Source organism: Methylocella sp. CPCC 101449 (assembly GCF_031921685.1).
GTDB lineage: Bacteria > Pseudomonadota > Alphaproteobacteria > Rhizobiales > Beijerinckiaceae > Terripilifer.
In genome coordinates, this window is record NZ_JAPDHU010000004.1 from 182,634 (window position 1) to 197,315 (window position 14,682).

Annotated in this window: 13 protein-coding genes; 6 read left to right on the forward strand and 7 right to left on the reverse strand. The window is 61.8% G+C overall.

The genetic code is table 11. The features are described from left to right. Nucleotides 1–54: 54 nt before the first annotated feature. Genes OIM99_RS25520 through OIM99_RS25535 form a run of 4 tightly spaced genes read left to right on the forward strand, consistent with a single transcriptional unit; the run spans nt 55 to nt 4,053 of the window. On the forward strand, nt 55–1,542 hold the full coding sequence (locus OIM99_RS25520; RefSeq protein WP_311853339.1) for a carotenoid oxygenase family protein: 1,488 nt from the start codon (nt 55–57) through the stop codon (nt 1,540–1,542). Next, complete coding sequence (locus OIM99_RS25525; protein WP_311853340.1) at nt 1,539–2,264, forward strand: alpha/beta hydrolase; 726 nt, start codon at nt 1,539–1,541, stop codon at nt 2,262–2,264. The genes OIM99_RS25520 and OIM99_RS25525 overlap by 4 nt, the downstream gene beginning before the upstream one ends. Then, nucleotides 2,261–3,049 carry an alpha/beta fold hydrolase gene (locus OIM99_RS25530; protein ID WP_311853341.1) on the forward strand — a complete coding sequence of 263 codons (789 nt, stop codon included), beginning with the start codon at nt 2,261–2,263 and terminating at the stop codon, nt 3,047–3,049. The genes OIM99_RS25525 and OIM99_RS25530 overlap by 4 nt, the downstream gene beginning before the upstream one ends. A 32-nt stretch (nt 3,050–3,081) precedes the next feature. Beyond that, a complete protein-coding gene (locus tag OIM99_RS25535) occupies nt 3,082–4,053 on the forward strand; it encodes a tripartite tricarboxylate transporter substrate binding protein (protein WP_311853342.1) in 972 nt (323 codons plus the stop codon). Here the strand turns inward: OIM99_RS25535 and OIM99_RS25540 are convergent, their stop codons facing one another. From OIM99_RS25540 to OIM99_RS25570, 7 genes are all read right to left on the reverse strand, one after another. Continuing rightward, nucleotides 4,054–4,869, reverse strand: coding sequence for a methyltransferase domain-containing protein (locus tag OIM99_RS25540; RefSeq protein ID WP_311853343.1), 816 nt, complete (start codon nt 4,867–4,869; stop codon nt 4,054–4,056). A gap of 57 nt (nt 4,870–4,926) precedes the next feature. Further along, nucleotides 4,927–5,703: a DUF1499 domain-containing protein gene (locus tag OIM99_RS25545; protein WP_311853344.1), complete on the reverse strand. Its 777-nt coding sequence runs from the start codon at nt 5,701–5,703 to the stop codon at nt 4,927–4,929. A gap of 30 nt (nt 5,704–5,733) precedes the next feature. Further along, nucleotides 5,734–6,270, reverse strand: coding sequence for a hypothetical protein (locus tag OIM99_RS25550; RefSeq protein ID WP_311853345.1), 537 nt, complete (start codon nt 6,268–6,270; stop codon nt 5,734–5,736). Beyond that, complete coding sequence (locus tag OIM99_RS25555) at nt 6,267–7,373, reverse strand: M48 family metallopeptidase (RefSeq protein WP_311853346.1); 1,107 nt, start codon at nt 7,371–7,373, stop codon at nt 6,267–6,269. The genes OIM99_RS25550 and OIM99_RS25555 overlap by 4 nt, the downstream gene beginning before the upstream one ends. Next, nucleotides 7,373–8,638, reverse strand: a complete 1,266-nt coding sequence (locus OIM99_RS25560; RefSeq protein ID WP_311853347.1) for a DUF898 family protein — start codon at nt 8,636–8,638, stop codon at nt 7,373–7,375. The genes OIM99_RS25555 and OIM99_RS25560 overlap by 1 nt, the downstream gene beginning before the upstream one ends. Nucleotides 8,639–8,710: 72 nt before the next feature. Beyond that, nucleotides 8,711–10,327: a B12-binding domain-containing radical SAM protein gene (locus tag OIM99_RS25565; protein WP_311853348.1), complete on the reverse strand. Its 1,617-nt coding sequence runs from the start codon at nt 10,325–10,327 to the stop codon at nt 8,711–8,713. Between the two features lie 126 nt (nt 10,328–10,453). Next, a complete protein-coding gene (locus OIM99_RS25570) occupies nt 10,454–12,082 on the reverse strand; it encodes a long-chain-fatty-acid--CoA ligase (RefSeq protein WP_311853349.1) in 1,629 nt (542 codons plus the stop codon). 278 nt (nt 12,083–12,360) lie between these two features. On the opposite strand from OIM99_RS25570, the gene OIM99_RS25575 reads away from it, so the two are divergent. Beyond that, nucleotides 12,361–13,041 carry a RidA family protein gene (locus tag OIM99_RS25575; protein WP_311853350.1) on the forward strand — a complete coding sequence of 227 codons (681 nt, stop codon included), beginning with the start codon at nt 12,361–12,363 and terminating at the stop codon, nt 13,039–13,041. A gap of 411 nt (nt 13,042–13,452) precedes the next feature. Further along, nucleotides 13,453–14,634, forward strand: a complete 1,182-nt coding sequence (locus tag OIM99_RS25580; RefSeq protein WP_311853351.1) for an ABC transporter substrate-binding protein — start codon at nt 13,453–13,455, stop codon at nt 14,632–14,634. Nucleotides 14,635–14,682: the final 48 nt, after the last annotated feature.

Sequence of the window (14,682 nt, forward strand, 5' to 3'; positions counted from 1 at the left end):
GACAGATAATATTTGATCTATCAATGATTGATAAATCAAATATGGAGCGATGCCATGCTGGAGAGGAACAAGGTTGAGCTGACGCTCAAGAACGAGGCTGGCAATCCTTTTCTGCGCGGGCCGTTCACACCGAATGACACCGAATACGCGGTCACCGGTGCGGACCTGAAAGTCATCGGCGAAATACCGAGGGACCTAGCCGGCATTTACGTGCGCAACACCCACAATCAGGTGCATGAGCCGATCGGCGTCTACCATCCGTTCGACGGCGACGCGATGATGCATGCGGTGCATTTTCACGACGGCAAGGCGGAATATCGCAACCGCTTCGTCCGTACGACCGGCTTCCTTGCCGAACAGGCGGCCGGCAAGGCGCTTTGGCCGGGCCTTCTCAACCCCAATCTCTATCAGCGCCGGGGATGGGGTTCGATCGGCGCCATGAAGGACAATGCTGGCACCGATGTCCTTATTCACAACGGCAAGTTGCTCGCCACCATGTCCCAGGGCGGCGAGCCCTGGCGGCTCGATCCGATCACGTTGGAAACGCTCGGCCCCGACATCAACATGGCGCTGGTGAAGGATGGCGTGTCATCACACGCCAAAGTCGACAACGCCACCGGCGAACTGATGTTCTTCAACTATCCCGAACATCCGCCTTACATGAACTATGGCGTCTGCAATGCCAAAGGCGAAGTGGTGCATTATGTGCCGATCGAACTGCCGGGCGCGCGCTGGCCGCACGATCTCGGCATCACCAAGAACTATACCGTTCTGCACGATATGCCGCTCTATTTCGATCCGGTGGCATTGAAGAAGGGCGTGCATGATCTGGTGTTCAATCGCGACATGCCGGCGCGCTTCGGCGTCGTGCCGCGCTACGGCGACAATACGAGCATCCGTTGGTTCGAAGCTTCATCCTGTTTCATCCTGCATCTCGCCAATTGTTTCGAGGACGGCGATGAGGTGGTGATGGACGCTTGCATTATGCCGGACTTCAAGAAAATTCCGGTCAACGAACACAACAATATGTTCGAGCGCATTCGCGCCAATCTCGACAAGCACAATAACCCCACCTTCATGCATCGCTGGCGCTTCAACATGCGCACGGGCGAGACGCGGGAGGAGCGGCTCGATGACGAGATCACGGAGTTCCCGACCGTCAGCAACGAGATCGTCGGTCTGCCGTATCGCTACTCCTACAACGTGCTCTACAAGAAGGGCGACTGGCTGTTCTCCGGCCTCAAACGCTTCGATCTGCAGCAGGGCACGGCCGTTCGCTACGAATATGGCGAAGGCCGTTATGGCAGCGAGCCGCAGATGGCACGGGCGGTCGGCGCGACGCGCGAAGACGACGGCTATGTGCTGACCTTCGTCACCGATATGAACGAAAACCTGTCGGAGTGCTTGATCCTGCGCGCCGACGACATGGCGGCCGGGCCGATCGCGCGGGTCATTCTGCCCGAGCGCATCCAGGTCGGCACCCACGCCTGTTGGGTCGAAGCGGATCGGTTGTATGGCGAGCGCCCGGCGGCTGCCGCATGAGCGAATTGGTTCTGGTTCCCGGCGTCAACAACACGCGCGAGACCTGGAAGGGCGTGATCGCCGCTTTGCCGGCGACGATCACGGGCCATCCGGTCGATTGCGTTGCTCTGCCCAGCGTCGAGGAAATCGCTGCTGATCTCCTTGAGCGCGCGCCGCCGCGCTTTCATCTCGCCGGTTTCTCCTTTGGCGGATATGTGGCGCTTGCCATGCTGGAACAGGCGCCGGAACGTATCGAAGGTCTCGCGTTGATCTGTACGTCGTCCTTCGCCGATACCGAGCAGCAGAGGGCCGCCCGCGACGCCGCTGCCGCAGCGGCGAAACGTGGCGAGCACATGAAACTGGTCGAAGGGCCGGGTGCCATTGCGCTGCATCCTGACGCGGCCGGCGATCCTGCGATCGCGGCGCTGCGCCTGCGCATCGCGCGCGACTATGGCGAGAAGCGCTTTATCGCTCATCAATACGCCAGCAAGGCGCGGCCGGATCGCACGGTGCTCCTTGCAACCGCGTCCATGCCGTGCCTGCTTGTCGCCGCGGAGGACGATCGTGTCATTCCGCTCGACACCATGCGACGCATGCAACTGTCGGCCCCGCGGGCGCGATGGGTCTCCGTGCCGCGCGCCGGCCATTTGCTGCCGATCGAACAGCCCGTCGTGCTTGCGGAAGCGCTTAGGCACTGGATCGAGCCATCGCAATCCACGCAACGCCAGGGGAGGGTGTCATGACAGAACAGGTATGTCCCGATCATCTCGTTGCCGGCAACGGCGCGACGACCGTCTTTCTGCTGCACGGCGGTTACGGCTCGAAGGACTATTGGAAGCCGGAGATCGAAGCGCTGGTGAAGGCCGGCTATCGTGTCGTCGCCTGGGATGCGCCGGGCTATGGCATCTCGCCACTGCCAAATGATTTCAGCATCGAAAGCCTCGCGGCCGCCTGCGTGCGGCTGATCAAGCAAGTTGGCACGCAGCGCAATGTGGTTTTCGGTCATTCGATGGGTGGATTGATCGCGCCGAAGGTTTATGAATTGGCGCCGCAGAACGTGCATGCGCTGGTGCTTTCGGCGACGTTGTCGTCGCTGCAACAAGGCGGCAAGGATTTCGCCGAAGACTTTCTGGAAAAACGCCTCGCGCCTTTGACCCAGCACGCAACCTTGGCGGCAGCCGCCACGCCGCTGGTGAAATCCATGTTCGCACCGACATCGTCCGGCCCGCTGGCCGATCTCGTCATCGAGGTCGCGGCTACGACGCCGACGCCGACGTTTCGCGCCGCCATGTATGCCATTCAGGCGTGGGACGGTCTGCCGATCTTGCAGAAGATCGCTGTCCCGACCCTGTGCATCGCCGGCCGGCACGATCCGGTCGGTAAGCCGGAGGGCATGCAGCAGATGGCTTCCGTTATCGCGGGCTCTGAATTTGCCGTCATCGAAGACGCGGGGCATTACGCCTGGGCCGAACAGCCGCAGGCTTTCAATCGCATCCTGCTCGATTTCTTGAAGCGTCGCGTCGGCTAAATCATCACCATCGATCTCGGGAGGGGGATAAGATGAAACACCTGGGCAAACTGTGCCTTGCATTGGCCTTCGTCGGGCTTTCCGCCATGCCTCTATCGGCGCAAGAGTGGCCGGCGCGTACGGTTACCATTCTCGTGCCTTATCCGGCAGGCGGTGTCGCCGATGCGGTGGCGCGTGCGGCGGCGACGCAGGCGACGACCGAGTTGAAGCAATCTTTCGTCGTCGAAAATCGTACCGGCGCCAGCGGCCGGATCGCACTCGATCAGCTCATCCGCGCCGAGCCCGATGGCTATACGCTGGCTCTGGCCGTGCCGGCATTGCTCTCGCTTCTGCCGATCACCGATCCGAAATATGTCGATCTCGACAAGAAGTTCACGCCGATCACCATCGCGGTAGAAACCTATTTCGGTCTGGCCATCAATCCGCAGAAGACCCCGGCGCAGAACTTTCAGGAGCTGATGAGTTCGACGAAGGCGAGGTCGGGGCAGCTCACCTATAGCTCAGCGGGGGCAGGCACCTCTTACCACTTCTGGTCCGAGGCGATCCTGAAGGAAGCCGGCATCAATGCGCTGCATGTGCCCTATCGGGGCGAAGCGCCGGCGACGACCGATCTGCTGGCCGGCATCGTTGATTTCACCCTCGTCACCGGCGCGGGCAAAGGTCTGGCGGATGACGGCAGGATCAAAATTCTGGCCGTGTCGGCGCAGGATGCGTGGGACATTTATCCTGGTGCGCCGAGCCTGAATGCGGTCGGGATCAAACAGGCGGTGGCCGCCGGCTGGCTCGGTTTCATGGGACCGCCCGGCATGTCGAAAGAGCTTGTCGCGAAGGTCAACGGTGCTTTCCTGTCGGCGCTGAAACGCCCGGAAGTGCTCAGCATGCTGTCGGCGCAAGGCTATACGGTCGTCGCCAGCGCGCCCGACGCTATGCCGGCGGTGATCGCGAAAGAGCAGGGAATTTTTCGCGATCTTCTGAAATCGGGACGCGTCAAGCTCGAACAGTAATCAGTCCGCCGCCCTGGTGCCGGTAACGGCCCAGGCCGTTGCCACCATGGAGCGCGATCCGTCTGGATCGCCGGCGAGATAAGCCTGGCGCACTTGTGCGCAGATATTTTCACGCAGGGCCGGCGCGAGCGCATCGATATAGACGCCGACCGGGCCTTGTCCGCCAGTCAACGGCTCCCAATAGTCGTCGAAACTGGCGTAGTCCATGCGCGTATGCAGGGAGGCGAAATGCACGTCGCGCAAGACCGACTGTCGCCAGAGTTCCAGCAGGGGATCGAGCTTGGCGAGCGGTGTCGAGAAATGCTTGTCGCGTGCTGCACCGGCGCCGGGCTCGATACCTGAAGCCGCATCCCAAAACAGGCGCTGGTAGACGAGACCGCCACGAAAATCCCAGATCGTCGCAGAGACTGCGCCGCCCGGCTTGGTCACGCGGATCATCTCGGCGAGGGCTTGCTGCGGTTGTGGAATGAAGTTGATGACGAGCTGCGCATAGCTCGCGGCAAAAGTCGCATCCGCGAATGGCAGTGCGGTGGCGCTGGCTTTGCTGAACGCCGGGCGGCCTCCGGTTGCGCGTCCGCTGGCATAGTCGACGTAGGGCTGCGCCACGTCGATGCCGAAGACATCGCGATCGGGAAAGCGCTGCGCCAGTTCGAGCGCCAGACTGCCGGTCCCGCAACCGGCGTCGAGCAAAGGCCCGGCGACAGTGGGTGGGGCAAAGCCGGCAAATTCCTGGGCCAGCGCTTCCGTCCAGCGGCCGAGAAAACGGTGATAGGCGTCGCCGCTCGTAGCGACATAGGTCGATATGGGCGTGCTCATTCCAGCTCCGAAGCGAATACGCTCCTATAGCAACGCTATATTCAGATAGATATAGCGTTACCGAGCGTCGAGCTGGGTCTGCATTTCCTGGCTGAAGCGCTGAATGCGATTGGCATTGGCGCCGAAATCGTGCCGGCCGGCGCGCGAAGCGGAGCGGATGTCGATGCGCGTTTGCGCGGCGAGCGGACGGATGCGCACGGTGATGTCATCGGGCAAGCCCATGATGATCGAACGGTCGACGGCATCGATGCGGCCGATGCCGGCACGGCCGCCGGGCGGAATCTGATCGACCACCTGCCAGCCCAGCGCCGCCGCCGCGCGCAAGACGAGCTGATAGACCTCCTCCGGCTCAAGATCGATATTGATCGGCTGCACGTTGGGATAGGCGCGCCGCTGCGCCAGGCGCTGTTCGGGCGGCACCTCGGGCGGAATGAAGCCGTTGCGGCCGCGCAGCGCCCGCGCCGAACGGGCGAAGGCTGGCGGATCGTTGATATCGGTCGAAATGTCCTTGATGACCGGTAGCCGCACCGCCTGCACGGCCAGATATCCGGGATAGGCGAGCACGATCAGCGACAGAAAGACCGCGGAGACGGCGATGCCGACCCCACGCACGCCGAGGCGCCAGATGGTGACGGCGGCGGCGCCCGCAAACAGCAGGGCGGTGCAGGCGAGAAAGATGGCCGCGCCGAGAACCGACAGGCCGGCGGTGGCGTCGGCCGCGCGCGTGCGCACCAGGATGACCGCGATGGCGGCCAAGGCGATGGCGAAAACCGCCAGCCGGCGGGCCCAGATCGCCGAGGCTGATATCGGTTCTTCAAGAATGAGCCGCCGCATCCGGCCAATCCTTATGGCAACGCCCGCTGCTCAGGCCGCATTTCGATGCACCGTCGCGGTAAAAACCGGCCCGGCAGGGCCGGCCTGGCGCGACACGGCAATGCGATCCAACGGGCCGACGGCGCCAAGATCGCGCTCGCCGTCGGGCAGGAGCGCGAGGCAGCGCTCGCCGATGCGCACGAAGACGAAGCGACCCTGCGCCGCGCCATCGAGAATCCAGCGATGGATGACGGCGAAATAGGGCGGCCGGCGCCAGGCATTGGCGAAGTTCGGATCGACGGCGATCAGCAGATTGCCGCCCTCGGTCATCTGCGAGATGACGAATTTAGACCGCTCCGGCTTCCACTCGTCGCCCATATGGTCGTCCTGCAGCCATTTGCACAGGAAGGTGCGGCAGGTCTGCGGGCGCTGATCGTAGATCGAGCAGCCGAGGCCCGGCTTGACGTGGCTGCACCAGCGGCCGGCCGGCTTCGCGAAATCGGTGATGTAGAGAACCTTGCAGCACATGGTGCAGGTGCCGCAGGCGCGGCCGGGTACGGTCAGGTCGGAATCGTTGTCGTTGCTCATTTCTTGTCGTTCGTCTTGTCGCCAGGTTTCGCCGGGCCGCAAATCTGCTTCAGGCTCTGCCACTCTGCCTCGCTGAGGATCGGCGGTCCAGCCGTTGCGGGGGCGGCGGCCGCCATCCGTTGCAGCCGTTCTTCCGACAAAGGATGGCTGGCGACAAGATTCATCAGGCCCCGGTCCTCCGGACCCGTCACCCGCAACAGCAGTTCGCCCAGGGGTTTGGGGGAGCGGCCGAGGCTTTGCAGCACTTCGATGGCCAGCCCATCGGCATTGCGCTCGGCATCGCGGGTATAGGAGGCGTTGGTCAAGGTTTTGGCCGCATAGATCGCCGCGCCCGAACCCGTGACGTCGCCGAACAGTAGGCCGAGCAGGAAAGATGTGCCGCCGGCCTGGATGAGGATGCGCATGCTGTCGCGATGTTTCACATGGCCGAGTTCATGCGCCAGCACGCCGGCGACTTCGTCCGGGCTTTGCGCTTTGTCGAGCAGGCCGCGAAACAGATAGACCTTGCCGCCGGGCAAAGCGATGGCGTTGGGGATGTTCGAGCGCACCACGCTGGCGCGCACCGCCACGGGCAGATTGGCTGGCGCCACGATCTTGCCGATCAATTTGCGAAAGGCCGCCGTACCGTCGGGAGTGTCGCAAGCCGTCGTGTTGAAGATCGTGCCGACCTGCTTGTCCGTTGCCTCGCCGAGATAATTTTCAAACGACAGCGGCACCAAGGGTGTCAGCTTTTCGGCCGCAAAGGGAATGCCGTAAAGCCCGGTGAGGATCAGCGACACGGCGGCGGCGAGCGACCAGACGACGATCCGGCCGGTCGCCGTGCGCGACGTGGGGTCCTCGACATCGAGACGCGGACAGGCCTTGCGCACCTGTGCCGCGAACATGTCATCGGCCATGATCAGACGCGCCAGCTCGGCGCCGTTCAAGGTGCGCAGGCGAAAGCTGCCGTCGGAGGAGTCGGCGCGGCGCACCCATTCATAGGGCCAGCCAGCCAAGACACGGCCGTCCTCGACGATCTCGAGTGTCGGCCCAAGCCGCACGGCCACGTTGTGCGGCTTGTTCGACAGTCCGTCGTAGAATGTGCCGGAGCCTTCCATGGCCATTAGAATCCACCAACATCCAGGCTGTCGGCAAGCCCCTCGCCCAGCGCGCTCGTCGCATCGCCGCGCTGGATCACCCCTTCGAGGGAGGCGACGTTCTCGACGGTGAGGGATTCAACCACGGTCCGCCACAGTTCATGCATGGTGAAGAAACGTTGCACGATGCCGAAAGACATCAGAATCAACAGGTAGAAGATGGCCGCGACGACCAGCATGGCAATGTGGAAAATGCCCGGCGATTTCATTCGTGCCGAGGTTTCGCTCAAGAGCAGCTTGAGGTCGCCCAGACCCAGATGCACGATCAAGGCGATGATGGCGCCGATGACGATCCAGCCGATGAGAAGCAGAAGCACCCAGCCGATGATCCGCAGATAGAGCTTGAGCAATTGCCCGCCGCGCAATGTCGAATGCAGCGACACGTTGCCGAGACGCACACCCTGCGCCCACCAGCGCCATTCGATGGCGCGAAAATAAGGATAGGCAATAGCTGAGGCGAGGAGCCAGAGGGTAACCGCCGCACCAAGCGCGATGGACGCGGCGCGCGGAACTTCCTTCCCTTCCAGTCTGATCCAATCGAAGCTCGCGGCGGCCGCCCCAAGCGCAAGCAGTCCACCGACCGTGAGCAACCACAAACCAAAGCCGCGCTTGAAGAACTGGCCGCCGCGTCCTTCGAAGGCCCCGGGCGCATCGCCATAATAGGTGTTGCGCATCTTGAAGCTCTCGCGCCAGCGCGCATACCAGGGATAAGCGAGCCCCAGGGTCAGGACGACGAGAATCTGCCAGCCGAACGCGCGCAGTGCATAGGCCCAGCCGGAGCCCGTCATCCAGAAACGCACGCCACGCCAGATGGTGCGCGACAGCCGATAGCGCCGCGCTCGGTAAAGCGCGAACTGTCCGAACAGGAACATGAAGAGGACGAGCAGGAGCGAGGAGAAGGCGCGGACGTTCTCCAGCCAGATGCCGATGAGGAAGACGGCCAGATAGATTGGCACCAGGATGGCAAGCGCGATCAGAAAGCCGACCAGCAATTCGCGGCCACGGCCGATATATTCGAAATTTTCGCCGTTCAATCTCGTGCGCGACCACAGATGGCGGCGCAGATCCGTCGTCAGCCAGAAGCGGTAAAAGCCGAAAGTAATGATCTGCAAGAACGCGCCGCGCACGAGCAGATGCAGAAAGCGGCCGCCGTTGCGAATAAAGCCAATACGATCGCCGGGCGCATCGCGCCGTGGCGAGGCCCCGTTCGTTGAAATCACGTGATCGGTCATAAACCCAGCTTGCACCCTTTTGTATGAATGAAAAAAAGCAACATCCAGCAATGATCTAAGAAGCGGCTTCGCTCAGACAGGAGCCAGGGCTGGCGTGCGTGTCGCAAGAGGCGGTTGCCAGCGGCCGGATTCGATGGCCTCGATCTGCCGTTCGGTTTCGCCGATCCAGAATCGGCTGAGCGGCGCAAGATACAGGTAGAATACCACCATGACCATGATGTTACGAACGGCGTTCGGATTGCGGATCAAACATTCGACGATCAGCTTCCAGACGGGCCAACGCATGTCTGGCCGGTGCAGCGTCACTTCCCACATGATCCTGAAAAAGCGGTCGATTTCCCGCAATGAATCGCGGATGGCGATCCAGGCCGGCAGTTTCACGCGCTGCATTGGCAGTACGGCGCGGCGCAGCCGCGCGAAATAAGCCTTCGGTTCATAGAGGCGTCGCAGGACGCTGGCGAAGTCGCGCAGGATGTCGGCGCGCGGCCGCAACGTGTCGAAATTCAATCCCGACAGAGCGAAGTCGCCTTGCCGGTTGTCGAGATCGTGCCCGGTTTCCGGATGCAGGCGGCCTTCCGTGGTCAGCCGTCGCGTCAACTGCGTGCCGGGCAGGGCATAAAGCAGCCCCAGCATGCCCATCGGCAACGCCGCGTCCTCCACGCATTGGATGATGCCGTCGGCGACGCCTTGCTTCTCGGAATCGAAGCCGACGATGAAGCCCGGAAACAGGATCATGCCGTGGGCGTAGATCTTGTGCACGCTCTCGTAGATCTCGTGCTTGATGTTCTGTTTCTTCGCCGTCTGAACCAGGGTTTCGGGATCGGGGCTTTCTATGCCGACGAAGAAGCCGAAAAAATTCGCGTCGCGCATCATCGTCATCAGTGCCGGATCGTCAGCGATGTTGAGCGAGGCTTCGGTCGTGAAGGTGAACGGGTAGCGATGGCGCTTCTGCCAGGCGATGAGATGCGGCAGAAAGGCTTTCACCGCCTTCTTGTTGCCGATCAGATTGTCGTCGACGAAATCGAGATGACCGCGATAGCCAAGCATATAAAGCCGGTCGAGCTCGGCCAACATCTGATCGATCGTCTTGGCGCGCGGATTGCGGCCGTAGAGTTCGATGATGTCGCAGAACTCGCAGGTGAACGGGCAGCCGCGCGAGAATTGCAGGCCGATATAAAGATAGTCCTTGAACTTCAGGAGATCGAAGCGCGGGATCGGCGTCTTCGTCACGTTGACCTGGAAGCGCGGAGCCGTGAAGCGGCCATGCCGTTCGCCGCGTTCCCACGCGGCGATGAAATCGACGATGATGTCTTCAACTTCGCCGAGCACCTGGAAGTCGGCGCGATCGTAAATGTGCGGGCTTGAGGTCGCGTCTGGCCCGCCGACGACGACGGGCAGATTGCGCGCGCGACAGCGCTCGATCAGGGCGAGGGCATCGTTCTGTTGCGAGAGCATGCCTCCCGTCATCACCATGTCGGGCCAGTCGAGGTCGTGTTCCTCCAGCGCTTCGGTATTGCGATTGATGAGGCGGATGTCCCATTCGGCCGGCAGCAAGGCGGCGAGCGTGATCAAGCCGAGAGGCGCGGCCGGATATTTCGCACCCAGCACTTCAACGGCACCCTCGTAACTCCAGAACGAGTGCGGATTGAAGCGCGGAAAAATCATCAGCACGCGAATGCAACGGCTCATGATGTTTCTCCGCTGTCAGCCCACGTTTTTGGCAACATGGCTGCACCTTGAGAATTGCATCATGCCCTTGAACGGAGGGCGGCGCAACCTATGGTCGCGGCGCCACTCATCTTGACCCTCTTTGGCTTACACCGCCGTCGGCAGCCGGTAGTCGACAAACTGCTCGCGCAGCCTCACTTTATTGATCTTTCCCGTGGCCGTATGGGGGATTTCGCTGACGATCTGCACGTCGTCGGGCAGCCACCATTTGGCAATTCGACTGGATAGAAAAGCCAGCAGGTCCGCCTTGTCGACCGTCCGTTCGGGCTTCTGTACCACGACCAGCAAGGGCCGTTCGTCCCACTTCGGATGGCGGATGCCGATGACGGCGGCCTCGGCCACGTCGGGATGGCCGCAGGCGATATTCTCCAGGTCGATCGACGAAATCCATTCGCCGCCCGATTTGATCACGTCTTTCGAGCGGTCGGTGATGGCCATATAGCCGTGGCTGTCGATGGTGGCGACGTCGCCGGTATCGAAAAAGCCTTCCTCGTCGAGGACACTGCCTTCGCCGCGATAGTAAGCCTTCACCACCGCCGGTCCCGCCACTTTCAGGCGGCCGAAGGTCTTGCCATCCCAGGGCAGTTCTTTGCCGTCGTCATCGGTGATCTTCATTTCGATCAGGAAGGGTGTGAAGCCCTGTTTGACCTTGAGGTCGTAAAGCGCCTCGCCCTTGAGCCCGCTGACCACGGGTTTGACCGAACAGACCGTGCCGAGTGGGCTCATTTCGGTCATGCCCCAGGCGTGGATCACTTCGACGCCATAGCGTTTTTCGAAAGCCTCGATCATCGCGCGCGGCGCCGCCGACCCGCCGACGATCAGGCGCTTCAACGTGGAGAACGTCTTCTGTTCCTTCTCGATATATTGCAGCAGCATGGCCCAGACGGTCGGCACGCCGGCCGTGCATGTCACCTGTTCGGCTTCCAGAAGTTCGTAGACCGAGGCACCATCGAGCTTCGGTCCCGGCATCACCATTTTTGCGCCGGCCATCGGCGCCGAAAAGGCGATCGACCAAGAATTGGCATGGAACAGCGGCACGATCGGCAGGATGGACGTATTGGCGCTGATCGCCAGGCAGTCGATCTGACTGGCCGCCAGCGCATGCAGCACGTTGGAGCGATGCGAGTAGAGCACGCCCTTGGGATCGCCCGTCGTGCCTGACGTGTAACAGAGACCGGCGGCCGAGCGTTCGTCGAGCTCAAGCCAACGGAAATCGCCGTCGGCCTCGGCGATCCAATCCTCGTAGGCGACGGCATTTTTCAGCGTCGTCTTGGGCATATGCGCCGTATCGGTCAGGACAATGTAACGTTCGACCGATGGCAGGCGTGCGGCGATCGCCTCGAGCAGAGGCACGAAGGTCAGGTCGACCAGGACCATGCGGTCTTCCGCATGGTTGACGATCCAGACGATCTGCTCGGGAAACAGGCGGGGGTTAACCGTGTGGTAGATCGCGCCGGCACCGGTGATCCCGTACCAGGATTCGAGATGGCGGGCGGTGTTCCAGGCCAGTGTTGCAATGCGGTCGCCGGCGCGGATGCCCTCCCGGGTCAGGCGCTGCGCCACTTTCAGGGCGCGCGACCGGATGGTGGCGTAGTCGGTGCGCGTGATCGGCCCTTCGACCGAGCGCGTCACCACCTCCCGCGTACCATGCTGTTTCGCCGCATGATCAATGATCTTTGGAATCAGCAGCGGCCAGTCTTGCATGAGGCCCAGCATGATCTTCCCTCCCTCTCAATCCCTCTCCGCCAGCAGGTTAGCGGATTTTCGGTATGCGGAAAGATCGGATTGCCAAGAAATCTGACCCTGGAAAATGCGACCTTGGTTGCAACCGATGAGGGGGGAGGCGCGTTAAAGAAATCGGATTTGCGTCGGCGGCGGGCCTGGGTCAGGATTGAGGCGGGCATGAAAGATCGATCGAGACAAGATCGATCAAGACACGATCGACATCACGACCGAAGACGCGATCTGCAGATATATTCGCATGAGGAACGCGCATGATCTCCCGGGTCTGGGTTTTGCACGAGGGGCGGGAGCTCCTGAAAGTGTCGGTTAACGGTATCGCCAATGGCGATATTGAAGGGGAAAGCCGTGAAGCGATGGAAAGCGCGCTCTCGGCTCTGATCGAAGCTGGGTTTCATGATGATCATATCGTGCGCAGCCGGCTTTATGCGCGCGACGCGGAAGCGCGCCAACTCGCCAGCAACGCGCGGCTCAGCATGCTCGGCGGCCATCGCCGCGCCGCGAGCTCAAGCTATATCGATCCGGAACGGCTGCCGATGGGGTCCAGCATCGCCGTCGATCTGGTGGCGCAGCGCGTTCATCGGCCGGAAGTCTCCAAGCAGGTCGCCGAATATGATCCGATCATCGCGCCGCCGATGTATGTGGCGCTCGATGGCATGGTGTTCTTCTCCGGCAATACCGACACGGCTCCTGAATTCGAACAGCAGTTGGAAAACATCCGGGCGAAGATCGATGCTTGTCTCAAGGCGGCGGGCACCGATTGGAGCCGCCTGTTCGATTTCACCGCCCATGTCTCCAAGACCATCGGACCGCGCCGTGCCGCACGCGGCCTCGCCACGTATTTTCCCGAGGTGGCGAGCGTGACGATCTCAAGCGTGATTGGCTATTCGGCGCCGGAAAAACTGGTCGAGATCGAAGTCGCGGCCAGTGTTTGAAAGGCCTTGGCGCCAGGCTGGTGCAGGCCCGGTGCGGCAGGCTGGAATGAGTTCCCACCAGCCGAGTTGAATAGGCTTCGAAGCAACGGCCCACTGCATCGCTTTGCGGCACAGTGGCAGAAGTGCCCGTAAATGGCCGAAAATTCTCGCTTGCGACGTAAGCTTCGTTCAGCCGTTGAAGCGAGAGGGGAGAATGGTCCCCGCCTTTGTTGCATGTTCTTAGACTTTGTGGGCAGCGCAAAACCGTCGCAGGGGGCGGTTTTTTGCCATCGTTTTGATAACGACGGACTTGCGAGCGGACGAAAAGTGTTCAAATGTCCCGGCCGACCAAATGATCGGAGCAACGTCTCTGATCTGGTCGAGGCAAGCGCCCACCTATAGAACATTTTACAATGCACTGAGGGGATGAAAATGATGAAGCGCAGACTTCTGCTCGCTGGCGTTGCCGCCGGCGCCTTCGCCGTACCGTTCGCTGGCATGCTGACCAGTGCCGTCGCTCAGGAAGTCGTGAAGATCGGTCTGATTGCCACTTTGACCGGCCCGCAAGCTTCGTCCGGTCGCCAAAAGGTTGCTGGCGCCCGTCTTTTCATGGCCCAGAACGGTGACACGATCGCCGGCAAGAAAATCGAACTGATCATCAAGGACGATACCGGCGTCGCCGACCAGACCCGCCGCATTGCTCAAGAATTGATCGTCAACGACAAGGTGGCCTTCCTCGCCGGCTTCAGCCTGACGCCCCTGGCGCTGGCCGTTGCCCCGGTCATCACCCAAGCCAAGGTTCCGGCCATCATCATGACCGCCGGCACGTCGGTCATCACCGAGCGTTCGCCATATTTCGTGCGCGCCAGCTTCACCCTGCCGCAGCAGACCATTCCGATCACCGAATGGGCCGCCAAGAACGGCATCAAGACGGCGGTGTCCCTGGTTTCCGATTATGGTCCGGGTATCGACGCGCAGGACGCGTTCAAGATGGGCCTCGAGGCGCGCGGCGGCAAAGTCGTCGAGCAGATCAAGGCACCGCTCGCCAATCCGGAATTCGCCGCCTTCCTGCAGCGCGCCAAGGACCTGAAACCCGATGCGCTGTTCCTGTTCGTGCCGGCGCCGACCGCTGGTTCCCTGATGCGCCAGGTCGTTGATCGCGGCATCAGCCAGGCCGGTATCAAGGTGATCGGCACCGGCGACATCACCGATGACGATCAGCTGAACGGCATGGGCGATGCAGTGATCGGCCTGACGACGTCGCACTTCTATTCCGCCGCGCACGACTCGCCGATGAACAAGAAGTTCGTCGCCGACTTCAAGGCCGCCAATAACAATCTGCGCCCGAACTTCATCGGCGTCAGCGGCTATGACGGCATGCACCTCATGTACGAGGCGCTGAAGAAGACCAACGGCAACACCGACGGCACGGCGCTGGTCGAAGCGATGAAGGGCATGAAGCTGGAAAGCCCGCGCGGCACGTTCAGCATCGACCCGGCGACGCGCGATATCGTGCAGGACGTCTACATCCGCAAGGTCGAGCGTAAGGACGGCGAGCTCTACAACATCGAGTTCGACGTCGTGAAGGACGTGAAAGACCCGACGCACAAGTAAGGCTCTGGACCCTCCGCGGCCTTGGCCGCGGAGGCGACCTCCGAGGGC